25 protein-coding genes and 2 pseudogenes are annotated in these 26578 nt (G+C 42.2%); 7 read left to right on the forward strand and 20 right to left on the reverse strand.

Annotated features, from left to right (window positions below; genetic code table 11):
• Nucleotides 1-41 precede the first annotated feature (41 nt).
• Entirely contained in the window at nt 42-971 is a 930-nt protein-coding gene (locus tag ACESTK_RS12505) for an alpha/beta fold hydrolase (RefSeq protein WP_148462793.1), read from the reverse strand.
• A gap of 374 nt (nt 972-1345) precedes the next feature.
• Between ACESTK_RS12505 and ACESTK_RS12510 the strand changes: the two genes are divergently transcribed.
• From ACESTK_RS12510 to ACESTK_RS12520, 3 genes are all read left to right on the forward strand, one after another.
• Nucleotides 1346-1537: a DUF6783 domain-containing protein gene (locus ACESTK_RS12510; protein WP_373119887.1), complete on the forward strand. Its 192-nt coding sequence runs from the start codon at nt 1346-1348 to the stop codon at nt 1535-1537.
• The gene (locus ACESTK_RS12515; RefSeq protein WP_226840997.1) at nt 1519-2628 is read left to right on the forward strand and encodes a DUF5067 domain-containing protein; all 1110 of its coding nucleotides are present in this window, start codon (nt 1519-1521) and stop codon (nt 2626-2628) included. The genes ACESTK_RS12510 and ACESTK_RS12515 overlap by 19 nt, the downstream gene beginning before the upstream one ends.
• Before the next feature lie 224 nt (nt 2629-2852).
• Nucleotides 2853-3071: a DUF378 domain-containing protein gene (locus ACESTK_RS12520; protein WP_148462795.1), complete on the forward strand. Its 219-nt coding sequence runs from the start codon at nt 2853-2855 to the stop codon at nt 3069-3071.
• Nucleotides 3072-3132: 61 nt separating this feature from the next.
• Here ACESTK_RS12520 and ACESTK_RS12525 read toward each other — a convergent pair whose 3' ends face one another.
• Nucleotides 3133-4614 carry an IS1182 family transposase gene (locus tag ACESTK_RS12525; RefSeq protein WP_373119889.1) on the reverse strand — a complete coding sequence of 494 codons (1482 nt, stop codon included), beginning with the start codon at nt 4612-4614 and terminating at the stop codon, nt 3133-3135.
• A gap of 104 nt (nt 4615-4718) precedes the next feature.
• Between ACESTK_RS12525 and ACESTK_RS12530 the strand changes: the two are divergent.
• Nucleotides 4719-5312 (forward strand): annotated as a pseudogene (locus tag ACESTK_RS12530) (NADP-specific glutamate dehydrogenase); the annotation flags it as partial.
• 337 nt (nt 5313-5649) lie between these two features.
• Here the strand turns inward: ACESTK_RS12530 and ACESTK_RS12535 are convergent.
• The 17 genes from ACESTK_RS12535 to ACESTK_RS12615 all read right to left on the reverse strand — a co-directional run bounded on the left by ACESTK_RS12535 (nt 5650) and on the right by ACESTK_RS12615 (nt 22397).
• On the reverse strand, nt 5650-6366 hold the full coding sequence (locus ACESTK_RS12535; protein WP_187566528.1) for a D-lyxose/D-mannose family sugar isomerase: 717 nt from the start codon (nt 6364-6366) through the stop codon (nt 5650-5652).
• 27 nt (nt 6367-6393) lie between these two features.
• Nucleotides 6394-7446, reverse strand: a complete 1053-nt coding sequence (locus ACESTK_RS12540) for an aldose 1-epimerase family protein (protein WP_187566531.1) — start codon at nt 7444-7446, stop codon at nt 6394-6396.
• Nucleotides 7447-7470: 24 nt separating this feature from the next.
• Nucleotides 7471-8043: a 6-phospho-3-hexuloisomerase gene (gene hxlB, locus ACESTK_RS12545; protein WP_187566533.1), complete on the reverse strand. Its 573-nt coding sequence runs from the start codon at nt 8041-8043 to the stop codon at nt 7471-7473.
• Nucleotides 8044-8091: 48 nt separating this feature from the next.
• Nucleotides 8092-8781: a ribulose-phosphate 3-epimerase gene (locus ACESTK_RS12550; RefSeq protein ID WP_187566535.1), complete on the reverse strand. Its 690-nt coding sequence runs from the start codon at nt 8779-8781 to the stop codon at nt 8092-8094.
• A 57-nt stretch (nt 8782-8838) separates the two neighbouring features.
• On the reverse strand, nt 8839-9783 hold the full coding sequence (locus tag ACESTK_RS12555; RefSeq protein WP_187566538.1) for a carbohydrate kinase: 945 nt from the start codon (nt 9781-9783) through the stop codon (nt 8839-8841).
• 64 nt (nt 9784-9847) lie between these two features.
• Nucleotides 9848-11338 (reverse strand): xylulokinase, encoded by a 1491-nt coding sequence (gene xylB / locus ACESTK_RS12560; RefSeq protein ID WP_187566540.1) that lies wholly within the window; start codon nt 11336-11338, stop codon nt 9848-9850.
• 10 nt (nt 11339-11348) lie between these two features.
• Complete coding sequence (locus ACESTK_RS12565) at nt 11349-11738, reverse strand: VOC family protein (RefSeq protein WP_187566542.1); 390 nt, start codon at nt 11736-11738, stop codon at nt 11349-11351.
• A gap of 10 nt (nt 11739-11748) precedes the next feature.
• The gene (locus ACESTK_RS12570) at nt 11749-12420 is read right to left on the reverse strand and encodes a hypothetical protein (RefSeq protein ID WP_187566544.1); all 672 of its coding nucleotides are present in this window, start codon (nt 12418-12420) and stop codon (nt 11749-11751) included.
• 99 nt (nt 12421-12519) lie between these two features.
• Entirely contained in the window at nt 12520-13476 is a 957-nt protein-coding gene (locus ACESTK_RS12575; RefSeq protein WP_187566546.1) for an ABC transporter permease, read from the reverse strand.
• Nucleotides 13477-13491: 15 nt separating this feature from the next.
• The gene (locus ACESTK_RS12580; protein ID WP_373119893.1) at nt 13492-15012 is read right to left on the reverse strand and encodes a sugar ABC transporter ATP-binding protein; all 1521 of its coding nucleotides are present in this window, start codon (nt 15010-15012) and stop codon (nt 13492-13494) included.
• 14 nt (nt 15013-15026) lie between these two features.
• Nucleotides 15027-16052: an ABC transporter permease gene (locus ACESTK_RS12585; protein WP_373119895.1), complete on the reverse strand. Its 1026-nt coding sequence runs from the start codon at nt 16050-16052 to the stop codon at nt 15027-15029.
• 110 nt (nt 16053-16162) lie between these two features.
• On the reverse strand, nt 16163-17269 hold the full coding sequence (locus ACESTK_RS12590; protein ID WP_187566554.1) for a sugar ABC transporter substrate-binding protein: 1107 nt from the start codon (nt 17267-17269) through the stop codon (nt 16163-16165).
• A gap of 170 nt (nt 17270-17439) precedes the next feature.
• Nucleotides 17440-18351, reverse strand: coding sequence for an allose kinase (gene alsK, locus ACESTK_RS12595; RefSeq protein WP_373119897.1), 912 nt, complete (start codon nt 18349-18351; stop codon nt 17440-17442).
• A gap of 21 nt (nt 18352-18372) precedes the next feature.
• Nucleotides 18373-19347, reverse strand: coding sequence for a ketose-bisphosphate aldolase (locus tag ACESTK_RS12600; RefSeq protein WP_373119898.1), 975 nt, complete (start codon nt 19345-19347; stop codon nt 18373-18375).
• Between the two features lie 60 nt (nt 19348-19407).
• Nucleotides 19408-20598, reverse strand: a complete 1191-nt coding sequence (locus tag ACESTK_RS12605; RefSeq protein ID WP_373119900.1) for a diphosphate--fructose-6-phosphate 1-phosphotransferase — start codon at nt 20596-20598, stop codon at nt 19408-19410.
• 3 nt (nt 20599-20601) lie between these two features.
• Nucleotides 20602-21549 (reverse strand): transketolase C-terminal domain-containing protein, encoded by a 948-nt coding sequence (locus tag ACESTK_RS12610; protein ID WP_330608548.1) that lies wholly within the window; start codon nt 21547-21549, stop codon nt 20602-20604.
• Nucleotides 21550-21551: 2 nt separating this feature from the next.
• The gene (locus tag ACESTK_RS12615) at nt 21552-22397 is read right to left on the reverse strand and encodes a transketolase (RefSeq protein ID WP_187566562.1); all 846 of its coding nucleotides are present in this window, start codon (nt 22395-22397) and stop codon (nt 21552-21554) included.
• Nucleotides 22398-22722: 325 nt separating this feature from the next.
• On the opposite strand from ACESTK_RS12615, the gene deoC reads away from it, so the two are divergent.
• From deoC to ACESTK_RS12630, 3 genes are all read left to right on the forward strand, one after another.
• Nucleotides 22723-23376, forward strand: a complete 654-nt coding sequence (gene deoC / locus ACESTK_RS12620; RefSeq protein ID WP_187566565.1) for a deoxyribose-phosphate aldolase — start codon at nt 22723-22725, stop codon at nt 23374-23376.
• Between the two features lie 23 nt (nt 23377-23399).
• Nucleotides 23400-24203, forward strand: a complete 804-nt coding sequence (locus ACESTK_RS12625; RefSeq protein WP_187566567.1) for a DeoR/GlpR family DNA-binding transcription regulator — start codon at nt 23400-23402, stop codon at nt 24201-24203.
• 217 nt (nt 24204-24420) lie between these two features.
• Nucleotides 24421-25683, forward strand: coding sequence for an ROK family protein (locus ACESTK_RS12630; protein ID WP_187566570.1), 1263 nt, complete (start codon nt 24421-24423; stop codon nt 25681-25683).
• A gap of 92 nt (nt 25684-25775) precedes the next feature.
• On the opposite strand, the pseudogene ACESTK_RS12635 reads toward ACESTK_RS12630, so the two are convergent.
• Nucleotides 25776-26578 (reverse strand): annotated as a pseudogene (locus ACESTK_RS12635) (transposase); the annotation flags it as partial.

A 26578-nucleotide genomic window follows, 5' to 3' on the forward strand; every position in this document is an offset into this window, starting at 1 on the left:
TGTGCAAAATAGAGCATATTATGCATAATGGACGTGTTTTCTCAAAAACCCTTTTTCTTTATATAGAAGGCAATGTCATGATAAACCCGCTTCCGGTCTGTCTCGTTCAGAATTTCGTGGCGCATTCCCGGATACAGCTTGCCTTTCACATCTACATAACCGGCGCGCCGCATATCCTGCACTGCTTTTGCAAAATGACGCACGTTGATCATACAGGGATCATCAGAACCACTGACAAAAAGCACGGGCATTTTCGGTCTGGTGCAGTGCCAGTGCTTTACGTCGTAAGCACGCTTCATCAGCTCAAAAAGTGCCAGATAGCCATCATCTGTAAACGTAAAGCCACAAAGTTCAGAATCGGAGTATTCCTGAGCTGCTGCCTTATTGGCACAGATCCAGGAAGTACAGTTTTTGTCCTTGCGGAAGCGCATCACATTTCCGGCAAAGGAAAGGGTTTCGATAACTTTACTCTTGTGGGCTGGTCCAAACACAGCACTTTCCATATGGGCAATTGCTTCTCCAAGAGATCTTGCCCCATTCTTGCTTGGAGAACCACAAACGATCAGCATGTCCATGCAGTCATCATGATCTCTTGCAAAAGCGCGCACGGCCAGCGAACCCATACTATGCCCGAATAAGATCAATGGCAGATCCGGAAGCTGCTGGTGCATTTCCCGGTTCACCACCTCAATATCCTTGAGGATCGCATCCGCGCCGCCGCCATACATATATCCCAGGTCATCCAGCGCCCGCACACTTTTCCCATGGCCACGGTGATCGTGGATCACGCATACATAGCCTTTTTTAGCCATGTATTCCATAAAGGGAAGATAGCGCTCCTTGTATTCGCTCATCCCATGAACAAGCTGCAGGATTCCTCTGTACGGTGTCTCATCCGGAACCACTGCCAGAACGGAAATATCAAGTCCATCCGCCTCTGATTCTATATAAGCTTCATACTTTGCACCCATAGTTTTTCCGCCTTTCTTCTTTTTTTATTATCTTAACATAAATACCCGGTATCCGTAAAGTTACTGGTTACTGTTCGCGACCTGACTAGTAACGTTCCGCGAGGTGTTTTTTGTGAACAAAGTTCACAGAAAACCCGAGAATTAAGTTTGCGCAGCAAACGCTACTTCTTGTGCTTGTCACAAGAAGGTTCGTTTTTCTGTGCATTGCGAAGCGCGTTACTGTGAACGGAGTGAGCAGTAACACTCTGTAAATACTTTGACACTCTCCCAAGAGTATACTATAATAAAAAAGATGTCACACAGATTTATATGTGAAATTTTTACAGACGGTCAATTTATGAAATTATAATATCATAGACATCACCAGAGCATGTTTGAAAAAGGCTTTCTGCAAGATGTGCGTCACAATTTGTGGGAAATTTTGTCTGGATGAGGGCGCCTTAATGGGCTACGCAGGCCGAATTCGGGCGAAATATACCGCAAAGTGGGACGTGCAGATTGTGGGAATGATTTTTCAAACAGGCTCTAAACTTAACAAGGAGGAAACATGGAAGAAAAACAACTAAATATGCCAGATGAACACCCTGTTCCGAAGAAAAAAAGAAAAGGAAAGGCCGGACGCATTCTGCTTCTGCTTATTCTTATCCTTGTCGCCGGCGCAGCCATTGGCTACTATTTCTACGAACGCAGCCAGCCAGCCAAAGAATTGGATAAATATCTTACCGGCATCCAGAGCCTTGATTTCGACACAATGGAAAGTATGCTCCAGAGCGCCGATCTTTCCGCTCTTGACAATGCAGATGTGCGAAACGCCACCTACGAAAGCTTCTTCAAATCCATCAACGCCAAAATGACCTGGAAGATCACAAAGACACGTTTCAGTTTTCAAGACGGCACTGCAGAAGTCACTGCGCGGATCCGCTATGTAGACGGATCTGACATCTACCGTGAAACTGTAACCGAATTCCTTCGTCAGATCGTTTCCAGCGCCTTTTCCGGAGAAAGTCTTACAGAACAGGAAACCCAGGACAAGCTTGCTGCTATTTTAATAGAAAAAGCCTCCAGCCTGGAAGACAAATTCAGTGAAACAGACATTGTTTATCCTATGATCAAAGTAAACGGCCAATGGAAGGTTACGGCTCTTGATGAGGAAACGGTAAAGATCATGTCCGCTAATTTCAAAAGTGTAGAAGATGAGATCAGCCAGACACTGGCGGCTTCCGATTCCATAGCGGAGGGAACCGATGGTCCAGCTGATTCTGCAGACCAGACGCCGGCCACATCCGCTGGAACCATTGATCTTTCCAACCAGCGTTTCTCTATCCACTATACCAGAAATGTAGTTTCCACAGACTTTGGCGGTGAGCCCTGTCTTCTCGTCTACTACGACTACACAAATAACGGAGAAAGTTCTTCCAGTGCTATGGTAGATGTAAATCTTACCGCTTATCAGAATGATGCGGCTCTTGAAGCAGCTATTCCGGCAAACAGTGATGAGGCTGTTGATGCATTTATGAAAGAAATCCAGCCTGGAGAAACGGTAAATGTATGTCAGGCTTTTTCCCTTAATGATATGAGCCCGGTTACCTTGCATGCTTCAGACGCATTTGGTCTGGATACTGGAATTACAGCAGCACAGACATTAAATCTCCAGTAAAAGAAGCAACCAGCACATCACCATATGGGAAGCACAATGAAATCTTTTATACGCGAAAGTTCCGTTTAAGGCTTTCGCGTATTTTTATGTCTCTCTTTGCAGTTTCAGACAGTCCCCCTGTTTTTTGCTGCTAAAATTCCATCTTTTACCACATTTTATACAGGCTTTTTCGTATAATTTCCACGATAAAAAGAAACACTATAGTTACGAAAGGATGGTGACTTATGGAAAATAAATTTTTAAATTGTTTCTGTCTGACTCTTACAATAATCGGCGCTGTCAACTGGGGACTGATCGGGTTCTTCAACTTTAATCTGGTAGCTCTCATCTTTGGCAGTATGAGCTGGATTTCCAGAATCATCTACGCGCTGGTCGGACTTTCGGGTCTGTATCTGCTCAGTTTCTATGGAACGCTCTGCTCCAATGAAAATAATGCGTCATAATTTAAAAAAGCCAGGAAACTTAATTCCTGGCTCAGACTGTAGACAAACTTGGTGTTGGGGATTATGCCCAGCACCATTTTTCTTTTAAAACTTCTTTTCTTTTTATTTTCTTCAAAATCAACAAAAATCTGGCTGTGTTCCAACCTCGTTTTTCAAGGATCTTTGCCAGTTTTTTCAAATTCATGCATGCAAAGGTAAGCCCGGCTTTCATTTCCATCCGTGCTTTTCCTACATACTGTGTATATCGAAATCCATGCTGTTCTTTCGCTGTACCGAAGATCCGCTCTATGGTTTCTTTTCTTAACTGGTAGATCTGTCTGTTTCCGATCGTGTGCCGAATGTCTTCTACCACTTCCATACATTCTTCCCATACATGACGTGTGATCAGTTTTACATGATCCTTACTTTCTGTGCATTTTGAAAGACATTGGCATTCAGTACAATGTTCACCGCAGCTTTTATACTCTTTATATCCACTTCTGTTTGTTGTACTGTATGTCAATATATGTGCTCCCGGACATATATAACAATCATAGTATTCATCATATGCGAATTCGTGTTTTCCGAAAAAGCCTTCTTTGGTCTTGGGACGGGTATACGGAAAAAGTGGTTGACTTCCATCTTCCAACAGCCGATGGGCGATTGCCGGAGTTTTATATCCTGCATCTGCAACTACCATCTGCGGATTCCGTTTAGATATCTTATCGTATAATGCTTTAAAAGTACGACTGTCATGCTCATTACCAGGATGTACTGTATATCCAAGGATCCAGCCATGTTTATCACAGGCAGTTTCTACTGCATATGCAAAAACGTGTTTATGTTCACCCTTTCGAAACCATCCACTTTCCGGATCGCTGATGCTGCATTTTTGTGTTTTCACATCTTCAGGAAGTTCTTCAGATATAGAATCCTTATCATTTCCGGTTCCACCGGATGCAGGTGGCTGGTTATCATCTTTTTTCTTTAATGGCTTTTTTCCATGTGCCAGGCGGTCTTTTTCAATCTCTTTATTTAATTCCTCTTCATACCAGAGAGCCTGTTCGTGTGCAACCCGCTTACGCATTTTTTTACTGTTTGCACAGGCTTTTACATGTGTTGCATCCACGAAGATCTGTTCTGTATTTACAAGCTTATATTTCATACAATCTTCCAGAATCTTTGAAAAGATCTGCTCAAAAAGGTCTGTATCTTTGAAACGGCGGGTATAATTCTTTCCAAATGTAGAGAAATGAGGTACTGGATCTAACATGTCTAGTCCGAGAAACCAGCGGTATGCAACGTTTATCTCGATCTCTTTCATGGTTTGACGCATGCTTTTTATCCCATAGAAATACTGAATGAATGGTATCTTTATCAGCATGACGGGATCCATACTGGGACGACCGTTATCCGGACAGTATTTTTCTTCAACCAGATCATAAATAAAATTCCAATCGATTGCCCTATCAATTAATCGCAGCATATGGTTTTGAGGTACCATGTCATTCATGGAAAACATCATCATTTGTTCTCTTTTTTTATCTGCGTTTTTGGTCATCATAAAAAAACACCGCCCTTCTGATATTTATTATATCAGAAAAGCGGTTCCAACAATAGCAAAATCCTGCAAAAGCAGGGCTTTGTCTACAGTCTGAGACACCCTTTCGGGTGTCCCAGCTTGGCGGCAAGGTTCTTGCTATGTGCGACTCCAACGGTTACATCTATGATCCGGAAGGAATCAAGCTTGACATCGTAAAAGATATCAAAGAAGTAAAACGTGGACGTATCAAAGAGTACGCTGACCGCGTTGAGAGCGCTACCTATACAGAAGGCACTGGAATCTGGAACATCAAATGCGATGTATATCTTCCATGTGCTACTCAGAACGAACTTGCACTTGATGGTGCCAAGACTCTTGTTGCAAACGGCTGCAAATATGTAGTTGAGGGTGCTAACATGCCTACTACACTTGATGCTACTACCTATCTCCAGGAGAACGGTGTTCTGTTCATGCCTGGTAAAGCAGCAAACGCTGGTGGTGTTGCTACTTCTGCTCTTGAGATGAGCCAGAACTCCATGAGACTTTCCTGGACAGCAGCAGAAGTTGATGAAAAGCTTCACGGCATCATGGTAGACATCTTCCACAAAGCTGATGACGCAGCTAAGCGTTATGGCATGAAAGACAACTATGTTGCTGGTGCTAATATCGCTGGATTTGAAAAAGTTGTAGATGCTATGAAGGCTCAGGGTATCTGCTAATTTACGTATACGATCTGCATATCCCAAAAGAACGTAACATCTGATTTTTAATATCTACCAAATAAGGCGTCTGCCAGGTTTTCTCCCAGGGCAGACGCCTTATCAATTTATTATCATATGATATGAGTGTCAAAAGGGTTTTTGCCACTCATTTGATACCCCGGATTGCTCCACGGCTACGCTGCTCCCGCAATCCTCCAAATATGAGAAATCCGCTGATTTACTGCGTAAATCGCTACTTTCTCATATTTGGCGTGTCCCAAGTTCAAACGCCTTATCGTGCAAGCATGAACGGCTTTTTGACCTTTTGACACTGGTATCATCATATATAGATTATTCAGTCTTTTGCAGCAGGATATTCTGTACACAGCAGTCTGTATGCAGGCTCATCCTCCTCAATGGTTGGGAATCTTCCCAGTGGCTCATAAAAGAAATTATCTGTATGATCATCATTAACCATCGATACTTCGCCGATCAGAGCCGGACCACCCTCAGGAATAATAAATTCATGATACTGGAACGGTACCAGTGTAATAGATTCTCCATTATGGATTCTTACCGGTTCTCCGGCTTTAACTTTATACTGACGACCATCTCTGTAAATAAGAACATCATTCACCAGATCCTTTTCATAGATATTTCTTCCGTCCTCTGTACGATGTACCTTTGACTGGTCTGCATTGTAGAAGGTAAAGACCACATCGTTTCCGCCACGGTTGATAATATCTTCTCTTTTATTTTCATGATAATGCATCGGCGAAACCTGTCCGCTGTCACACATCATAATCTTCTCTGCATATGTCTTCGGATATTTTGGATTATGAATATTTCCGTTACGAATCGTAATCAGAGCCAGACCCAGTGTATCAAATTTTCCTTCACCGTAATCTGTTACATCCCATCCAAGCTCACACTCTCGGATTTCATCATATTCGTGATTTTTATCAGCCCATTCTTCCGGTGTAAAAGAAAGATAAGGCGGCAGTTTAAATCTGCACTCATCTAACAAAGCTTCCATTTTTTTGATTGTTGCGTTAATTTCAGACCGTTTCATAATTATATCTCTCCTTTATTTTTTATTCTATTTCTGCTGTATTTTCTGAAACTCCCGGATTGCTTCCCGGATCTCTTCCTCACCGTCGAGGAGCGTAAAATTCAGTACATTCTTTTCTTTTGCAAAAGGTGCCAGTTTATGAACCGTACCTCTTTCCTCATGATAAGGCCTTCCGTATACACTGGAATTAGCAGGCTCCAAGCCGATCACATAATCTCCGGATGCAGTAGATTTCCATTCCATAAAATATGGCAGATATTTCATATTGTAAGAAAGACGAAGGCCAATGCCAAGAGGCTCATTCACCACCAAAACCTGGGTATTGCCTTCTATATCTGATTGCATATCATGGATAAATACATACTCCGGTTCATTGTCCTTTGGAGGATCCATTTTATCATAATCAGCTTCGTGTCCTTCCCCGTCTTTGTCACGGGCAGTCACTTTACCGGTGGGGATATAAAGCCTAGTGTTTTCATCCAGGAACGGATATCCCATATTAATATGATAAAGAAGCATTAACGGCTCCTCTCTGTAGCCTTCATTTTCAAATTCATCTGTAACAGTAAAGGTTTTACTCCCATAAATGGTGGAAATACTCCTGCGCAGAACCATGTTTTCTCCGAAAAGGGCTGCTTCTCGCATTTCACCTTTTACACACAGCTTATACTCGTCATCTTCCCAGTAGGCATCTGCCCCAAGATGCTCAGCCGGTGTTGTACGCATACGACCATGCATAGGGTAATCTACATGATTGATAGTACATGGCGCACAAATGCTCTCAATACCTGAAGTAAAAAATAGTCCTCCCATAATGGAGCGTATTGCCTCATCCCCGTTTGTATCATATGCATTTCTGCCCTGAAGTCCCGGCTTGGAAAGGAAATTAATATTGATTCCTTTATAGCTTAACTGATTCACATCAAGAGCCTTATCAGCCATTACCTGCAGTTCCATACACCCATTTTTGATCTCATAAGCAGAAAGCCCGTGGCTTCTGCCTTCTGTATAAGTCATAGGTCGTACATAAGCTACCTGCTGCAGGCTGCCTACATATTTCATTAAGTTCTCTTTTTTCATTTTGTACCTCCCGTAACCCATCGGTTACTCAAGATTTGCATGACACTGCCAGAGAGCCTTCATATCAATATTGCGGCTTTCTACGATCATCTTTGCCAGAATATCCCCAAGAAGCAATACACACTGTTCAAACAGAGAAGTCATGATTTGACAGGAATCAATTTCATCTTCCAGATACAGCTTTGTCCGCACCGGAATCCTTACCATATAGTCTGCAATTTCTTTCATCTCACTATTAGGATTGGAACCAATATGAACAATCTTGCAATCTACCGTTTTTCTTGCCTTTTTAGCAATTCCAAGTGGAAAAAGTGAACCGCCGGAACCAGAACCAACAATCAAAAGATCCTTCTTTGTGATAGCTGGTTCTGTGATCTCCCCAACATAATGAGCTTTGATTCCCAAGTGTGCCAGTCTTTTACATACACACTGGAGTGCCAACATCACACGTCCAACTCCAACAAAAAACACCTGGTCTGCATTTAAAATATCCTCAGTCAATTGTTCCAATGCTTCAGTATCAATACTGGCCATGGTTTTTTCCAGTTCTGTAAAAACATCTTTACAGGTTTTTTCATAATCCTCTTTGAATGTCATTTTTGTTTCCTCTCTTTATAATTTTAAGCCTTTTTCGCTTTACCAGTATCATAATATTTCCTTGCGGATCTGCTCTAATCTTGCAAAGCTTCCCAAAAGATCATTTCGATCCAGACAGGTTGTTCCTGTTACAAACACATCAGCCAGATCTTTTCCATAGGTACGGATATTATCCAGTGAAATACGTCCATCCAGTTCGATTTTGGTATCAAGCCCTCTTTCATTGATCATTTGGCGAAGCTGACGAATCTTCCGATCTGCATAGGCAACCTGCTTTTCCCCTTTCAGGAAAGCGTATCCCGGATTGATCAACATTAAAAGCACACTGTCACATTTATCCAATACATATTCTACTGTAGATAAAGGAGTGGACGGCTTCAATGCGATTCCTGCTTTTACTCCTTTTGCATGAATCCGGTTGATCATGCCGTCAATGTGAGGCTGTGTCTCTGCATGGAATACGATTTGCTGCACTCCTATGTCCAGAAGCTCATCTACAAAAAAATCCTGATTTTCCACCATAACATGACAGTCAAAAAACATGTCCGTTTTCTGACGCAGCTGCCTTACTGTGTCCAGCCCTAAAGGCATACTTGGACTAAAATGACCGTCCAGAATATCTACATGAAGCACATTGATCCCAGACTGCTCAAGAATACGGATCTGACTTTCCAGATTGCACATATCCAGACAAATCAAAGACGGCGATATAATACATTTTTCTTCCCAAACTGACATACAGTTTTCCTCCTGAATTTTATAATCTGGTACAGTAATTCTGCCTGCATCTATGTATTATTTATTTTCCCTGATATAAGCTTCGATTATTTCCCTAGTTGGAAGAGAATCAATAGCTCCCTTACTCTGTACACAAATGCATCCGGAAATGTTACCATATTCCATAGCATTTTTAACGATTTCAGGTGTAAGATCTGTATTTTTCTCCACTCCCTGAATTCGAAGAGAGGATAGAAATGCCCCCCAGAAAGCATCCCCTGCGCCGGTAGCGTCTACAGCCTTCACCTTACGGCCTGCTACTTGGATCACATTCTCCCCAAGGTATGCCAAAGCACCCTCAGAGCCCAGGGTTTCCACCACCATTGTAATCTGGTTCTCTTTCATAAGATTCTGAATATTTTCCTGTCCACCCAGCATTTCCACTTCTTCTTCTGAGATTTTCAGGATATCTACATAGGGAAGTATGGCTTTTACTGCATCTGCACAAGCCTGCTGATCATCTTTCCACATAAGATTTCGATAATTCACGTCAAAAGATACCAGTTTTCCAAGATTATGGCCTGTTTTCAATGCTTTAACAGTAGCTTCAGCCACAGGACTGGCAGACAAAGAGCAGGAACCTGCATGTACGATCACAGAGTCTGCAATATCCGATTCTTTTACTTCATCTGGGGAAAGCAGCATATCCGCTCCTGGCTTTCTGGCAAAAGTAAATGTCCTTTCCCCATCCTCCTGAAGCGTAACAAACGCAATGGTGGTGATTGCCTGATCCGTAAGTTCCGGCACATTCTGCTTCACCTTATTTTCTTTTAGTGTATCCATAAGAAAACGCCCGAAATCATCATTTCCAACCTTGCAGGTTAGAGATGCCTTTAATCCGTTTTTCACAACGGCAATAGCTACATTGGCAGGAGCTCCCCCAGCCCTGCGAAGATAACTGGCAGGCTCGCTTCCGGGTATCATATCGATCACCATTTCTCCGATAGAATATAAATCCATCATCCCATATACCGCCTTTCACATTATAATATATTCCATATATACAGATTCTATAGAGAACTCCCTATTAAACAATCCGTGGATACAGTTTTTTCACGCTGTAATACAAATCATGGAAAACTTCCTGTTTTTCATTATATATTTTCACATTTTCAAGGATTGGCTCCACAACTTCCGGACTCATGGTCACAGCTGCCTGACAGCCCTCTTTGATATCTTTAAAAAATCCAACACCCACAGCTGCAAGGATTGCTGCTCCCTGGCAGGCCTCTTCCTTGACGTTTGTGGAATATACCGGCATATTCAGCACGTCTGCCTGAATCTGCTTCCAAGTCACTCCTCTTGCAGCTCCTCCAGATGCAATCAGCCTGGATCTGTCCACCTTCATTTCATCCAGAATATACAGACATTCTTTCAGATTAAATAAAATTCCTTCCATTGCAGAACGTACCAGATGACCCTGCTGATGCATCATGCTTAATCCAAAGAAAACACCCTTTGCATAAGGATCATTATAAGGAGTTCTTTCACCGGCAAGATACGGAAGAAAATATAAACCGTCAGCTCCTGCAGGTGTAAGTCCAGCTTCCTGATCTAACTGAGCAAATGTCTCATCGGTTTTCAGCATATTATTTCGAAGCCAGCTTAATACACTTCCACCATTCAGCGTACCACTTTGTACCACCCAGCGCTTAGGAACTGTGTGACACCATGTCTGAATCCGCATTTTGGGATCAAAAATCGGCTTATCCACAACCACTGCCAGCTGAGAAGAAGTACCGATGTTACAAGTAATAAAACCGCTTTCAATAATCCCATTGCCAGTAAGAGCAGCCATACTGTCCCCGGCACCGTAAATCACCTTCGTACTAGTAGAAAGTCCCGTTTCCTCCGCTGCCTCAGCTGTAACATTTCCTGCAATCTCAAAGCTTTTATGCACAGGCGGCCAAATCTCTTCTTTCAGCTCCAATCGTTTAAATAATTCTGTGCACCAACGATAATTCTTAACGGAAAAACCTAAAGCTGCCCCTGCATCTGTATATTCTGTACCAATCTCTCCACAAAGCCGGAAGCTGATATAATCCTTTGGGGACATTACATAACGGATTCTATCATAGGTTTCCTTCTGATGCTTTTTGAGCCAATACAGACTGCTGATCATCATCCCTGCACTTGGCTGGTTTAAAAGCTCCTCTGTCATCAGATTCCCGGCTAGAGTACGGATTTCTTTAAGTTCTAAGCTGCTTCTCTGATCAAGATGGATAATCGCTTTGCATGCAAGCTGTTTGTTCTCATCCAATGCCACCATTCCATGCATCTGTCCGGAAAAACCAATGCCTGCTATGTCCCGGCCCTGGATCCCGGCCTCCTGCAAAGCTTTTTTAATGGACTTTTTAACAGCCTCCCACCATTCCAGCGGATCCTGCTCCGCATAAGAAATCTGCGGGATCTGTATCCCGTAACTGGCATTTCCGATCCCTGCTGTTTTTCCATTTTCCTCCATGATCAGTGTTTTTGTACTGGATGTTCCCAGATCAATACCCATGAAATAGCTCATAATTCATCTCCTATTTTTTTATTATTTCTATTTCAACACCGTTGGGATCTAAAACAAGCATTGTACTGCAGGAAAGCTTTTCTACATAGGATGGAGATTTACGAATCAAAACTCCACTTTCCTTACAGATATGTTCCAATTCCACAAGGTCATCTGTCTCCAGACAGAAATGACGGTATGTACCGATATCCGTTTCCCGATGTTCTTTTTGCGGATCTTTCTGCATATAATCAATCAATTCCAGTCTAACATTCTGTGGAAGATCAAAATAAGTCAGGGTATGATCTCCCATATTGATAAATCCACTCTGCTGTAAACCAAGAACTGTTTTGTAAAAAATAACCGATGTTTCCAAATCCACTACATTAATCGTTATGTGATTTAATCCTGTAATTTTCATGATTTATCCCTTACTTTTTATTAAAAGTAACCTTTCCTTCAAGAAATTCAAATACCTTTTTACTTGTCATCACTTCCCGTAATTCTTCCGGATCCATCTTCACCGCAGACTTATATTCATCTACATCTGAAAATCCTGCTGCCTCTGCCTGGGTCTTGATCCGCTCCTGCAGTTCTTCATCTGTGACAGCCAGATTTTCCGCATCTGCTACCGCCTGCATGGCAACTAACTTTTTACTGTAATCAGATCCTAGTTTTTGAATATACTCTTCGTAAGTGTCTTCCGTCAGACTTGAATCATAATATTTCATAAAATCTGCCAGAGACATCTTATAAGTGTCTGCATAATTCTGCAGTTCATCCTTTAAAGTAGACGTATTCCGATTCACAAAAGGGCTGGGAAGCTCTTTAACAAATGTACTGTTCTTCAGCAGATAATCTCCTATGTCATTCTCAATCCCGCTGGTATCCCCTTCATTGGCATCCACTGGAATGGAACTGTAATCAGCCAGTTCCACATATGTGCCTGCATTAAATTGTGACAGATAGGTTGCTTTTGAATCTGAGCCATCCAGCTGTTCTTCCTGACCTTCTTCCGCCTTCCCTGCTGCCGAAACCTGCACGGTTCCAAATAATGAAACTGTCATAGCGCAAATGATACAAAAACGAACTATTTTCTTCATTGTAATTCCTCCGATGTCTCAAAATCAAAAGTATTTTTTATGCTGCTCCAGAAATAAAGTGAGCAGGAGAAAACAATTTCTCCTGCTCTTTCAAGAAAATTATTTTACAATAATATCTCTGCCTTTTGTATCTGAATTCAGATATACGGCTACGATCAGGATGACACCAATAATAATATCTTTCCAGAGAGGATCCACTCCCATCATGTTAAGTCCTGATGTAATTGCGGTAATGGTAATAACACCAATTGTCGTACGGAGTACACTTCCACGACCTCCTGCCATAGAAGTTCCGCCAAGCGCTATAGAAGCAATAGCTGAAAGTGTAAGGGCGTCACCGATAGTAGGCACCGCTGATTTCTGTTTGTATGCATAAAGCGCACCTGCAAGGGAGCTGCATGCACCACTGACTACAAATGCCATAATCTGTGCTTTATCTGTATCCACACCTGCAAGCCTGGTAGAACGGATGTTAGCTCCTACTGCAAAAATTGCTCTTCCTGATGGTGTATACTGCTGGAAAATATAGAGAAGGATCACAACAACTACCGCAAAGAAAAAAATAACCGGGATCCCTGCAACCTTACTTGTCATCCAGCTAATTTCTTTTCTGTATTCCATTCCTACTGCCACAGAACCATTGGGACAAAAATACAAAGCAATAAATGCCCATAAGTTCTGCGTACAAAGAGTTACGATAAAGGACGGTATCTTCAATTTTGTTACGATCACTCCATTTAAAAGCCCAAGTCCCACACCGATCACCACCATGATAGGAATGATCCAGTTACCAAAACGGCTTACATAAAGACCTGAAATAACACATGTAGCAGATACCATGGCACCAGCTCCCAGATCAATACCACCAGTAAAGATGATAAAAGACAGGCCGCCTGCCAGCAGAATCAGCGGAGAAACCTCAACCAGAAGGTTCTGGAGACTGTATGCACTAATAAAGGTAGGATTTAAAATTGTAAATATTAAAAATACCAGCACAATACTGATAACTACCATGTACTGTGATAAATTAGATAAACTGAATTTTTTCTGCTTCATTTCTCTTCTGCCCTCCTACATCATAAAATGTACAACTTCCTGTTGGGAAGGTTTGAAGTCAACAGGGCAGTCAAAGAATCCGCTGATCAGACCGTCTCTGAAAACAATAACATTACTGGATAAACCAAGACATTCATCCAGAGTATCTCCGATTACAATGATCGCATGTCCGGCTGCTGTCATTTCACGTACCAGACGGTAAATCTCCTGCTTTGCCCCTACATCCACACCTCTGGTAGGATGATTCAGAATCAACACTTTACAGCCGCTCTCAAGAACTCTTGCAAAGATTACCTTCTGTGCATTACCGCCAGAAAGCTGTGAAATACGTTCCTTAGGGCTAGTACATTTAATACCTGCCTCTTTGATCCATTTCTGTGCGGTCTTACGGATCCGTTTTCCGGACAGAAAGCCTTTATTCTTCATATGTTCCCAGCTGGATATGGTAATATTGTCTTCAATTGAAAGAATGCTGACCATTCCTTCATCTCTTCGATCCTTTGGTACGGAAAGAATCCCCGCTTTCCTTGCCTGATAGGAGTTACCAAATCTGACCTCTTTTCCATCCATCAGGATACGCCCCTCTGTAGGTGCCACCTGACCAACCAGACAGTTACATACATCCTCTGCACCTGAACCGTCCAATCCTGCAAGTCCAAGCACCTCTCCTTCATGAAGCTTAAAGGAAATGTGATTAAATATACCAAAAAGACTTAAATCCTCTACCTCAAGAACAACTTTATCTGATGGCACTCTCTGCTGCGCCTCCACATAAAACTCTCCTGTGGTTGCTCTTCCTACCATTTTTTCATAAAGAACATCAATGTTCGCCTCTGCAGTAGGAAAAACAGCTGTCTCCTCTCCATCTTTGAATACATAAATCGTATCTGTGATTGCAAGGATCTCATCCAAATGATGAGAAATAAAGACAATACCATTTCCTGCTTCCTTCATTTTCCGGATCTGCACATACATCTCCTGAATCTCATCGTCAGAAAGCACAGTTGTAGGCTCATCCAGAAGGATAATCGCATGTCCTTCCGCTGCTTCCGTTACAACATCCAGCACCTTGGCAATCTCAACCATTTCTCTGGTTGCCATATCAATATCCCTAACTTTTTTTCCTGGCTCCAGTTTGATATCTACACGCTCCAATGCTTTCTTTGCATCCTTGTTCATTTCTTTCCAATTAACAAGTCCTGCTTTGGAATATTTTTTCTCGCGTCCCAGGTAAATATTCTGAGCAACTGTAAGATTAGCTACCAGTGACTGTTCCTGGAATACCATTCCGATACCCTGCTTGTTAGCATTAATAATGGATGTTGCTACATAGGGTTTACCCATATAAAACATCTCACCCATAGAAGGAGACTCAACACCACTGATCAGCTTCATAAGCGTAGATTTTCCAGCTCCGTTCTCGCCGATCAGGCCGATCACCTCGCCGCTGTGGATTTTCATATCAATATCATGCAAAACAGTATTGGATCCATATGTTTTGCCAACGCCTTTTGTTTCAAATAAAACTTCGCCCATATGTATCCCTCCGTTTACTTCACTACAGTCTTTCTGTTATGCTCTACTGTAAGCGTAACAGCGATAATGATGATAATACCCTGGATAACTTTTTTAAGGTTTGTATCAACGCCCATCAGAGTCAGCCAGTTTGCCAGTTCCGTGTAAATCAGCACACCTACAAAGGTCTGAAGGGAACCACCCTTACCGCCACTTACAGAGCCACCACCAAGTACGATAGCTGTAACAACCGGGAACATCTGGTTCAGTCCAAGATTAGACTGTCCAAGTTTTAATCTCATACACTGAAGTACACCTGCAATCGCTGCTGTACATCCGCACAAAGCAAATACTTTAATCTTGGTACGTGTAATATTAATTCCTGTAGAAGCTGCTGCCGCCTCATTGTCACCGATTGCAAATACTGCCCGACCAAATGCAGTATAGTTCATAATGATTGCACCTATGATAAACACAGCAAATGAAATCAACGTAATGTATGGAATCCCGAACAGCCTTCCCTGAGAAATAGCAATAAACATGGGATCCTTAACCTGAATTGGTGTACCTCTGTAAATTAACACTGCTGCACCTGTCATAATACAACCAACTGCATAAGAAACAATAAAGCTTGCGATTCTTCCTTTTGTATGAAGGAATCCAACCACTGCACCAACTGCCATCCCGATCAGGATGACTATGAGCACACCGAAAATACCGAAATTGTTTGAATTTGAATTGTTAACAACAAGAAAAGCAACCAGGGAACCGGCAAAGCCCATATTTCCCTCAATAGAAAGATCGATACTGCCAAGAAGAAGGACAAAACTCAGACCCACAGAAATGACCAGTGGAATAGACATCTGGAACATAATATTCACAATATTTGCCCAGGAGAAAAAATTTTTTTGGGAAATGCCTCCGATTGCAGTCATGATAACCAGCAGGATCAGTGGTGCATACCTTCTGACCTTATCCATTTTGGCATTGTCCTCTGCCTGGGTAACGAACTGCTGACTAACTGTCATTTTCTTTAATAAGTCACGTCGTTTATTATTCATAGAACATCCTCACATCCAGTTTTTAACAGAGGAGGCGAAATGCGGCCTGCATTTCGCCTCTCTTGTAATAATCCTATCTTGCTGCCGGATTCACCAAGCAGCCCGATTATTTATTCTGCTGCGTCAGTTGCCTCGTCTGCTGCACTGTCTTCCTGATATTTGTCAATGCAGAAGCTAAGGTCTGAATAATCATATCCAGGATCCTGAGTCTCAATGAACTTGGAAATAATGTCATCTACGTTGTCATTTGTTACAAGTGTAGTCTTGCAGAAAATCAGACGTTCTGCAGGATCCATACCTTCTACGTCAAGGCTTCCAAGAGCTGCCTGGATTGCATAGGATGCGCCATAACCAGCGATGCAATATCCATCGTTTGCGTTTGTGATAACAAGATCACCATCTTTAACTGCATTAAGAGCTGCCTCAATACCATCACATCCGCTGACTTTGATCTCGCCGTTCTTTCCAGCATTCTTAAGAGCTTCTACTGCACCAAGTGCCATTGTATCGTTTGCGGAGAAGATACCTTTCAGATCCGGATAATTAACGATCCAGTTCTCTACAAGTGTCATAGCATCTGACTGGCTCCAGCTTGCTGTCTGGCTGTCAACTACTTCGATGTTCGGATAATCCTTTAATGCTTCCTCAAATGCCGCATGTCTGTTGGTAGCAGAATCATCACCAAGAAGACCCTGAAGCTCTGCAACCTGTCCCTCACCACCGATGGCCTCAAACAGTGCAGATGCAGTAGCCTTACCAATTGCCATGTCATCCAGCATCAAAGATGTTACAAAATGAGGATAATCTGCCGGATAAAGGCCTTCAGCCCTATGTGCAAGGATGGATACATAAACGCCGGCATCTTCACATGTCTCAGCAATATTTACTGTATTAGCTGTGGAGGACGGGTCAACTACGAAGATTGCCTTATCTCCATACTGTGCAATATAATCCTTGATACCCTGGATCTGTTTATTGTCATCACTGTCACAGGTAAGGATATCTGCCCCAACTCCATAATACTCTGCTGCCAGCTGAGCACCCTTAGCCTCCTGAGCCCAGTACTCATTGTCCATGGAGTGGATACAGATTGCCAGATGATACTCGGATGGATCAACACCTTCCGGAGCTGTAAAGCCTGCTGCTGAAACTGTAGAAGCAGTAGCTCCCATTAACATTGTTGCTGCTAACATTGTTGCCAATACCTTCTTGCTCATAAAAAATACCCTCCTTAAATTTGCTACGGCATCATGTATGTCGTTGCTTTTGATAGTTATATCTTAATTCATTTAATTAATAATGTCAATAAATTTTTAATTCATTTGGTCATTTTATCGAATGTTACAATTAATTTCATTTCAATTTATTCATATTTGACAAAAAACTGTTATTTCAGCACAGCATAAGCATTCAACGCTGCTCCAATCACCCCTGCCTCCGGATCTGGCGATGCAAGAACAATCTGCAAAGAAGTCCTCGGTTCCGGCATCCGCAGGTTTTCTTTCACATTACGGACAAAGTACTCCAACGGAAAGCCCGGCATCTGTGTCACCCCACCGCCAAGCACAACACACACTGGATCCAGGATTGTTACCTCCGTAGCTGTAGCAAGAGCACACATACGTACCACATCCATCACATCTGACTGATCCCCGTACTTTACAAAAATCTCAGGCACCTGACATTTGTAGTGTTCTCTGGCAATATCTGCCAGGACTTTTCCGCAGGCACGCAGTTCAATACATCCTTTTTTTCCACAGCCGCACATCTTTTCAAGACCATCTACAGGAATATGCCCCAGTTCACAGGATGATCCGGTATAACCCTTGTATACTTTTCCATCAATACTCATGGCATTTCCAAGGCCAGTACCAATATACACACCAATTACAATTCCTTCCTGTCCCATATGGTTCTTCCACAGATCATATAAAAGAGAGGTATTCACATCCCGCTCCATAATGACAGGAAGTCCCCATAGTCTTTCCAGAATTTCTTTCAGAGGAAGATTATCAAAGCCCCTGATATTCGGGGAATTGTAGCATATTGTCCTGTCCCGGTCCATCAGAGAAGCAAGAGAAAGAGAAATACACCTAAAATTTGAAACTCCTCCATGTTCTTCCAATACCGGATCCAGCAGCTGCTTTAAATATTCTCCCTTATTTTTCGCATCTGACAGCCCTTTGGATGGAATCTTTTCAAACTCCTTTAATGTATAATTCTTTGTCACCACTCCATAGCGCAGATTGGTACCCCCGATTTCCACACAAAGAAAAAACTTTTCATCCATATCCTTCATATTTCACACCTGTCCTAAGATTTATGCCCGGTTTTCACTTCCCATAATTTCAATCTTATGAAGATACAGTTCTTTCATCAGCGGGCGGATCTTCAGCGTGAACGCACGACTGTCAATAGCCCCTGGCTCCTCATCCAGGATACGTCTGGTATTTGCCAGCCCGCAAATCCATCCATCTGTGGCAATATTAACTTTACACACTGCAAGCTTGGATGCCTTACGTACCTGTTCATCCGGTATTCCTACTGTCTTTTCAATATGTCCCCCATGCTCATTGATCATATCCACATACTTCTGGGAAATATTAGAACACCCATGAAGCACGATAGGGAAACCAGGCTCCTTGTCAGAAATATACTGAAGGATATCATAACGCAGTTCCGGCAAAGTTCCATCTTCATTGGGAACCATTTTCACCAATCCATGACAGGTTCCTATGGAAATTGCCAGGCTGTCACAACCAGAACGGCGGATAAAATCTACTGCCATCTCCGGATCTGTATACATACTTTCATCTGTACCTTCTGTTCCTTCTTCCTCCTTTCCCTTTAATATGCCAAGCTCTGCCTCCACGGTAACATGATGTGCATGTGCATACTCCACTACTTTTTGGGTCAATGCGATATTCTCCTCAAAAGGCAGCTTACTACCATCGATCATAACCGATGAAAAACCTCCCTCAATGGCCATCACGCACTGTTCGTAAGTCATGCCATGATCCAGATGCAGGGCGACTGGAATATGTAGTCCGGCTTCCTTGATCCGGTCTGTTGCTACCTGGGCAAGCCTTGCAGTCATCTCATGTCCCAGCTGACGGTGAAGATTAGGTGATACAAGTAAGATTACGGGAGATTTCTTCTCAATCACTGCATCGATCATACCATTCAGCTGTTCAATAGTTACAAAATTCAAAGCAGGGACTGCATAGCCTTCACGGTATGCCTTTGCAAACATCTCTTTTGTATTTACAAGTCCCAGTTCCTGATAAGTGTACATTGCTGTTTCCTCCTACTTTTTTATCATATATTTTCAGGCAGACCATTTTTTCTATCTGTCTTAATGTCTAAATCCTTTCAATTCCACATACTCCGGCAATGCACCGATCAACGGAAGAATATAATCCATATAAGACTCTCTGATCTGATGATGATTTTCTTCCAGGTATGACAGATCCATCACTCTTTCCACACCAGCCACTTGCTCCAGATCCAGGATCTGAATTTTTGTCCTGTATGGATAACTGCTGGTTCTGGTAAGCGTAACCATTTTTCTATTTTCTCCTGCGAAAGCATATTTCACAGCTTCACGTCCAAGTTGCTGTGCCTCTTTTTTATCAATTTCAGAGGCATCATGTGCACCACATCTCTGCATCAGTCCAAGATCAATACAACGGATCTTACAAGTAAAATATTTTTGCAGAAGATGATTCAGATAAGGGGTAATCCCTCCCATATTTTTGGACGGATCATCTGCTTTGTTAACGGTGGTATCTTCAAAGAGATATCTGCCGTCTGCTGTCTTTACTCCTTCTGCCACTACCGCAAAGCATTTGCCTTTTTTCTGTATTATTTCTGCTACATCTTTTACAAACTGTTCCGGATCAAAAACCACTTCAGGTACATAGATCAGATCCGGACCCCATCCTGTTTTCCCCGCTGCTGCTGCGGCGGCGGCAAGATATCCTGTATTACGCCCCATCACTTCCACTGCCATGATCAGATCCGTATCGTAGGTATACATATCATGAACCAACTCTGATATGGTAATCACAGTATGACGGGCAGCCGATGGAAAACCAGGTGCATGATCTACAATAGCAATATCATTATCCACAGTCTTTGGAATCACTATCAAACGGCATGCATATCCCACCTTTTTTAGGTTTTCAGACAAACGATATCCGGCAGCTACCGATCCATTTCCGCCATTAATAAAAATGTAATAAATATCATATTTTTTCAGTGTTGCAAGTATCCGGTCATAATCCTCGCCAGAATCCTCTCGCACTGTATATCTGCAGGAACCAAAAACCATAGACGGTGTATTCTCCAAACGCTGCAACTGCATTTCATCCATATCTGTACAGTCATATAGATGGTCATGAAGCAAACCATCAATTCCATGAAGACTTGCATAGAGTTTTCCACCTTTTTCCAAAAGCTCCTGGCATTCCCGAATTACGCCGCAGGCAGAACAATTGATCACTGCCGTAGGACCTCCGGATTGTATATACAAAGCATTTCTCATGCGTCAATCTCCCTGGCCTTTCTTCTTTTCCAAAACCAGTTCTCTTACTGTCTTTTCTATATGTTTTGCTGAAATTCCAAACTTATCTGCCAGGAATTCTTTATTCCCAACTTCCCCAAAAGTATCCGGTACTCCAACTCTTCGAAAAGCGGACGGACAGTTCTCTGCAAGCACCTCTGCTACTGCACTGCCAAGTCCTCCATAAATATTATGATTCTCAGCAGTCACGATAGCTCCAGTTTCTCTGGCACAGCGGATTACAAGCTCCTTATCCAGAGGTTTAATGGTAAACATATCAACCACTCGTACCTGGATATTTTCTTTTGCAAGATTCTCTGCCGCAGCCAGCGCATAACCCACTTCAATACCACAGGCAATCACTGTAACATCTGTACCATCCCGTACAATGTTTCCTTTTCCGATCTGAAATTCTTCTGTGCCGGAATAGTAGACTGTCTTTCCCTTTCTTGGGAAACGTAAATACATCACGCCATAAGTATGCGCCATTTCCTTCAGGATCTTCTGCAGAAGATATGGCTCATCAATATCCATAATTGTCATTCCCGGAAAGGATCTGTAGATCCCTACATCTTCAAATGGCATATGCGTACCGCCGTTGGTTTCTGCTGTGATTCCAGGATCTGAACCTATGATCTTCAGATTTGCATTATTGTAGCAGCCTGATAAGAAAGTCTGGTCTGCACATCTCCGGGAAGCAAATGGGCCAAAACTGTGTACAAAGGGAATTTTCCCTTTTATGGACATCCCAGCACCTACCCCAATCATATTGGCTTCCATAATTCCCATGTCAAAGGCCTGCTGTGGGAACTCCTGAAACAGTCCTGCTGTTCCCATAGCCCCTGCCAGATCCGCATCCAGGTATATCACCTGCTGATTTTCATGCATTAATTCTGCCATTGTATGATAAAAAACCTTTCTCAGTTCCTCCACAGTCACGCCTCCTCCTTTTCTTTCAGCCTTCTGTCAAGCTCCTGATAGAAATCCGGCAGATTGTCTTTTTTTACCTCTGTGGAATGACAATTTGCCATCTCCTCATAGTATCGGATGCCGGCTCCTTTCACGGTATGTAAAAGGATCACGGAAGGTTTGCCCTTCACTTCTTTTGCTTCCCGGATTGCCTGATAAATCTGCTCGGTGTCATTTCCATTCTGAACAGATACCACATAATAACCAAATGCCCCAAACTTATCCTCAAGGCTTCCAAGAAAACACACCTGGTCTGTAGTTCCATCCAGCTGTTTACCATTTACATCTACAAAAGTGATCAGATGATCCAGCTTGTGATGTGCTGCAAACAATGCTGACTCCCACACCTGGCCCTCATCCAATTCTCCATCCCCCAAAATCATATATGTATATGAAGTTTTTCCATCAATTTTATCTGCCAATGCTGCACCTGCTGCCAAGGATGCCCCTTGACCAAGAGAGCCTGTGGAAATATCCACTCCCGGTGTTTTTAATCTGTCTGTGTGGCTTGGAAGAATGGTATTCCCTTTGTTCAGCGTGTCTAATGCTTCTTCCGGGAAAAATCCTCTGGCAGCCAGCACAGCATACATAGCCGGTCCACAATGTCCTTTGGACATAACCACAAAATCCCGGTCTGCCTTCTTGGGCTCTTTAGGATCTACATTAGCCACTCCACTGTAAAGGACTGCAAAAGTGTCTGCAATCGAAAGAGAGCCTCCAATATGCCCTTTCCCTTCAGATGCAATAGCCCTTAAAATATTCTTTCTGATTTTGACTGCAAGACGGTCTGCCTGCGCTTTGTCAAAACTCATATATATCCCCCTTTCTGTTTTGAATACTATTTTGATTGTTTTTGAGCGTTTTATTATTTTCATTTATTAAATACTAACATATAAACCATTTAATATCAATATTTTTTTGCTTTTTTGTTCGTTTTTTTTATAATTTATATATTATCGCTCATTTTCGCTCATTCTTATTGACAAAACGATCACATAAATATATAATAATATCATAATTTAAGAATTGCGGGAGCAGCTTCGCTGCGAAGCAATTCGTGGATATCAAGATACCTTTTGACCCTAACTCATAGTTTAAACTGAATCCACAGAAAAAAAGTATAGAAAGGAGTATCACATGAAACATAGTGAAGTTTTAAAAATGGTAGACCACACATTACTGGCGCAGACAGCCACCTGGGAGAAAATTCGTCAGATCTGTGACGACGGGCTTCGTTACGGCACTGCTTCTGTATGTATTCCTCCCTGCTACGTTGCTGCAGCAGCAGAATATGTACAAGGCAAGATTCCCATCTGTACAGTGATTGGTTTTCCAAATGGTAATCACACCACAGAAGCAAAGATCTATGAAGCCCAAAACGCCATTGCAAACGGTGCATCCGAACTGGACATGGTGATCAATATCGGTGCTCTAAAGGCTAAAAATTATGAATATGTGCAAAATGAAATTGAAAAACTAAAAGAAGTATGTGATAATAGAATATTGAAAGTAATTATCGAAACCTGTCTGTTAAGTGAAGAAGAAAAAATTAAAATGTGCGAGATCGTCACTCAGACAAAGGCGGATTATATCAAAACTTCTACCGGTTTTTCAACTGGCGGTGCTACCTTTGACGACATCGCACTCTTTGCTAAATATGTAGGACCTGATGTTAAGATCAAAGCAGCCGGAGGCATCTCCTCTTTTGATGATGCGGAAAAATTCATTTCCCTTGGTGCTTCCAGGCTCGGCACAAGCAGACTGGTAAAAATAGAAAAATCCCTTTCCTGACGGGATATAAATTGGAGATGTTTATGCTAGCTACGGAACGAAAGAAATTAATATTGGATTATCTTGATCAGAATCATACTGCAACCACTCAGGCACTTTGTGATCTTACAGGCGCTTCCATTGCCACTACCAGAAGAGATCTCGCACACCTTGAAGAGAATGGTTTTCTGCAGCGTACTCATGGCGGTGCCAAGAAGCTGGAGCGGTCTGCTACTACTGAAAAGGACGATTCCAATTATTTCCAGGTTTTTTCCTCCATCAAAATGGCAGATGACCAATTTGAATGTAAGAATGCTATTGCTCAGAAATCCATTGATCTAATCCATTCTGGCGATATTCTTTTTGTAGGTGCCGGTTTTACCGGTTCTCTTCTCTGTCGTCACCTGAATAAAAGCGACAAGAAGGGAATCACAGTTGTTACTACCAACATCACCGGTGCACTGGAGCTTGCTTCCAATCATGATATCGGAGTTTTTCTCCTTGGGGGCAATATCCATCTTGGAAGCAACCATATTGAAACCCTGGACGAATCCATCATACAGAATCTCAAGAAGCTATATTTCGATAAACTGTTTTTCACAATTGATGGTGCCGACCTGGAATATGGCTACTCCATCACCAACCGGGCACAGCTTCCATTGTATAATTATCTCCTTCAGAATGTAAAAGACATTTATATGCTACTTAATGAATCCAAGTTCAACAAACGGGCATTTACCCATCTGTGCAGCCTGGACAGTATTCCTAATGTGATCACCAACCGTAATGTACCCCAGCAGTATATTGAATATTTTAAAGATCATAATGTAAATGTATATTTCGCGTGATCACTTCTTAAACCATTTTTCACAGCCGGATCATCTCAATTGATGAACCGGCTGTTTTTATGTCTTGCATCTGGTTTTTTTTTGCTATATAATACAATTGAATTAAGTAATAAATTGAAATAATAATTTCATAATTGTTCTTTATATGAACACTGCATTGATACATCACAAGGCAGTTCAGTGTTCATCTTATATAATATTTCGAGAGGTATTACTGATGAAAGAAACCATGCGAGGCCTAAACCAAGGAAATATCCAGAATCTGAATCGCAGCCTTTTATTGAATCTCCTGCGACGTGAAAAAATATGCGCCAGAACCACTCTTGCAGAACATTCCGGATTGAAACAGGCAACGGTTACACATATTATCAATGACTTTATGAATTGGAATCTTGTAAAGGAAGTAGGATTGCTTACCGGCGTGAAGGGACGCCGCTCCATTGCAATCTCCCTAAACACAGAAGATCTTGCAGTAGCTGGAATCCGGATTGCCAGGAAGGATTTCTCTGTAGGACTGTTCAATCTATACGGAGAGGCGGTTATGATCCGCCGAACAGGTATTAAACACGGACAGAATGCCCGTGAGATCATGGACATGGTTTTCCGTGAAATGGATAAAATCATTCATCAATTTCCTGATAAAAAAATCCTTGCACTGGGACTTGCTATTCCAGGCCCTTATAACAGTGTCAAAGGCAGGATCTCTGTTGTCACCGAAGTAGAAGGTTGGGCAGACATTCCACTGAAGGATGAATTTATGGAACACTACAGGATCCCGGTGATCATTGAAGAACACGCCAATGCAGCCGCACTGGCCCAGTTCTGGTACAGTAAAGAAACAAATAATACAGATGTACTGGTATATGTTGCCTTTGCCCAGGGTATTGGCGCTGGCATTGTAAACAATGGTACCCTGCTGAAAGGATCTACAGGTGCCGCCGGAGAGATCGGACATACAACTATTGATATCCACGGCCCACGGTGTTCCTGTGGAAATTACGGCTGTCTGGAACGCTATTGTTCTTCCATAACCTTTGTAAAAAAGCTGAATGAAGCCTTGGGAAAAAAAGATGAACTGACTTTCTCTGATGCGGTTCTGCTGGTAAAAAAAGACAATCCGATTGCGGTAAAGCTTTATACGGAAATGTGTGATTATCTGTCTATCGGCATTATTAACGTGATCAACAGCTTTAACCCGAGAACAATCGTAATCGGAGATGAAATGGCCCATGTGAACCCAAATTTGATGCTGGAGCGGGTGATCTCCAATGTACAAAAAAGAATCGTTTCCCAGACAATGGAAACCACTTCCATCCGTTTAAGCTCCTATAAACAGGATTCCATGGTATATGGTGCAGCTATTATTGCTATCAATGATATCTTCCAAAATCCGGCTTATTATTTTTCATCTGCCCCTGATTCCGAAGACACAGATGGTGCATTGCGCAGTCATTTCCGAAATGTACGTTTTCCTCTATAAAACTGAAACTTTGCTTTCGCGAACTTTGCGTAGCGAAACATCCTCGCTCTACGGCGAGGATGTCAGGCTGTAGACAAACTTGGTGTTGGGGATTATGCCCAGCACCATTTTTCTTTTAAAACTTCTTTTCTTTTTATTTTCTTCAAAATCAACAAAAATCTGGCTGTGTTCCAACCTCGTTTTTCCAGGATCTTTGCCAGTTTTTTCAAATTCATGTATGCAAAGGTAAGCCCGGCTTTCATTTCCATCCGTGCTTTTCCTACATACTGTGTATATCGAAATCCATGCTGTTCTTTCGCTGTACCGAAGATCCGCTCTATGGTTTCTTTTCTTAACTGGTAGATCTGTCTGTTTCCGATCGTGTGCCGAATGTCTTCTACCACTTCCATATATTCTTCCCATACATGACGTGTGATCAGTTTTACATGATCCTTACTTTCTGTGCATTTTGAAAGACATTGGCATTCAGCACAATGTTCACCGCAGATTTTATACTCTTTATATCCACTTCTGTTTGTTGTACTGTATGTCAATATATGTGCTTCCGGACATATATAACAATCATAGTATTCATCATATGCGAATTCGTGTTTTCCGAAAAAGCCTTCTTTGGTCTTGGGACGGGTATACGGAAAAAGTGGTTGACTTCCATCTTCCAACAGCCGATGGGCGATTGCCGGAGTTTTATATCCTGCATCTGCAACTACATCTGCGGATTCAGTTTAGATATCTTATCGTACAATGCTTTAAAAGTACGACTGTCATGCTCATTACCAGGATGTACTGTATATCCAAGGATCCAGCCATGTTTATCACAAGCAGTTTCTACTGCATATGCAAAAACGTGTTTATGTTCACCCTTTCGAAACCATCCACTTTCCGGATCGCTGATGCT

Source organism: Ruminococcus sp. Marseille-P328 (assembly GCF_964249465.1).
Taxonomy (GTDB): domain Bacteria; phylum Bacillota; class Clostridia; order Lachnospirales; family Lachnospiraceae; genus Blautia_A; species Blautia_A faecis.

Bases quoted from the DNA above. Each gene is read 5' to 3' on its own strand.
- ACESTK_RS12505 (WP_148462793.1), bottom strand. From the start codon at position 971: ATGGGTGCAAAGTATGAAGCTTATATAGAATCAGAGGCGGATGGACTT.
- ACESTK_RS12515 (WP_226840997.1), top strand. From the start codon at position 1,519: ATGGAAGAAAAACAACTAAATATGCCAGATGAACACCCTGTTCCGAAG.
- ACESTK_RS12520 (WP_148462795.1), top strand. From the start codon at position 2,853: ATGGAAAATAAATTTTTAAATTGTTTCTGTCTGACTCTTACAATAATC.
- ACESTK_RS12525 (WP_373119889.1), bottom strand. From the start codon at position 4,614: ATGATGACCAAAAACGCAGATAAAAAAAGAGAACAAATGATGATGTTT.
- ACESTK_RS12535 (WP_187566528.1), bottom strand. From the start codon at position 6,366: ATGAAACGGTCTGAAATTAACGCAACAATCAAAAAAATGGAAGCTTTG.
- ACESTK_RS12540 (WP_187566531.1), bottom strand. From the start codon at position 7,446: ATGAAAAAAGAGAACTTAATGAAATATGTAGGCAGCCTGCAGCAGGTA.
- hxlB (WP_187566533.1), bottom strand. From the start codon at position 8,043: ATGACATTCAAAGAGGATTATGAAAAAACCTGTAAAGATGTTTTTACA.
- ACESTK_RS12550 (WP_187566535.1), bottom strand. From the start codon at position 8,781: ATGTCAGTTTGGGAAGAAAAATGTATTATATCGCCGTCTTTGATTTGT.
- ACESTK_RS12555 (WP_187566538.1), bottom strand. From the start codon at position 9,783: ATGATGGATTTATATTCTATCGGAGAAATGGTGATCGATATGATACCC.
- xylB (WP_187566540.1), bottom strand. From the start codon at position 11,338: ATGAGCTATTTCATGGGTATTGATCTGGGAACATCCAGTACAAAAACA.
- ACESTK_RS12565 (WP_187566542.1), bottom strand. From the start codon at position 11,738: ATGAAAATTACAGGATTAAATCACATAACGATTAATGTAGTGGATTTG.
- ACESTK_RS12570 (WP_187566544.1), bottom strand. From the start codon at position 12,420: ATGAAGAAAATAGTTCGTTTTTGTATCATTTGCGCTATGACAGTTTCA.
- ACESTK_RS12575 (WP_187566546.1), bottom strand. From the start codon at position 13,476: ATGAAGCAGAAAAAATTCAGTTTATCTAATTTATCACAGTACATGGTA.
- ACESTK_RS12580 (WP_373119893.1), bottom strand. From the start codon at position 15,012: ATGGGCGAAGTTTTATTTGAAACAAAAGGCGTTGGCAAAACATATGGA.
- ACESTK_RS12585 (WP_373119895.1), bottom strand. From the start codon at position 16,052: ATGAATAATAAACGACGTGACTTATTAAAGAAAATGACAGTTAGTCAG.
- ACESTK_RS12590 (WP_187566554.1), bottom strand. From the start codon at position 17,269: ATGAGCAAGAAGGTATTGGCAACAATGTTAGCAGCAACAATGTTAATG.
- alsK (WP_373119897.1), bottom strand. From the start codon at position 18,351: ATGAAGGATATGGATGAAAAGTTTTTTCTTTGTGTGGAAATCGGGGGT.
- ACESTK_RS12600 (WP_373119898.1), bottom strand. From the start codon at position 19,347: ATGTACACTTATCAGGAACTGGGACTTGTAAATACAAAAGAGATGTTT.
- ACESTK_RS12605 (WP_373119900.1), bottom strand. From the start codon at position 20,598: ATGAGAAATGCTTTGTATATACAATCCGGAGGTCCTACGGCAGTGATC.
- ACESTK_RS12615 (WP_187566562.1), bottom strand. From the start codon at position 22,397: ATGAGTTTTGACAAAGCGCAGGCAGACCGTCTTGCAGTCAAAATCAGA.
- deoC (WP_187566565.1), top strand. From the start codon at position 22,723: ATGAAACATAGTGAAGTTTTAAAAATGGTAGACCACACATTACTGGCG.
- ACESTK_RS12625 (WP_187566567.1), top strand. From the start codon at position 23,400: ATGCTAGCTACGGAACGAAAGAAATTAATATTGGATTATCTTGATCAG.
- ACESTK_RS12630 (WP_187566570.1), top strand. From the start codon at position 24,421: ATGAAAGAAACCATGCGAGGCCTAAACCAAGGAAATATCCAGAATCTG.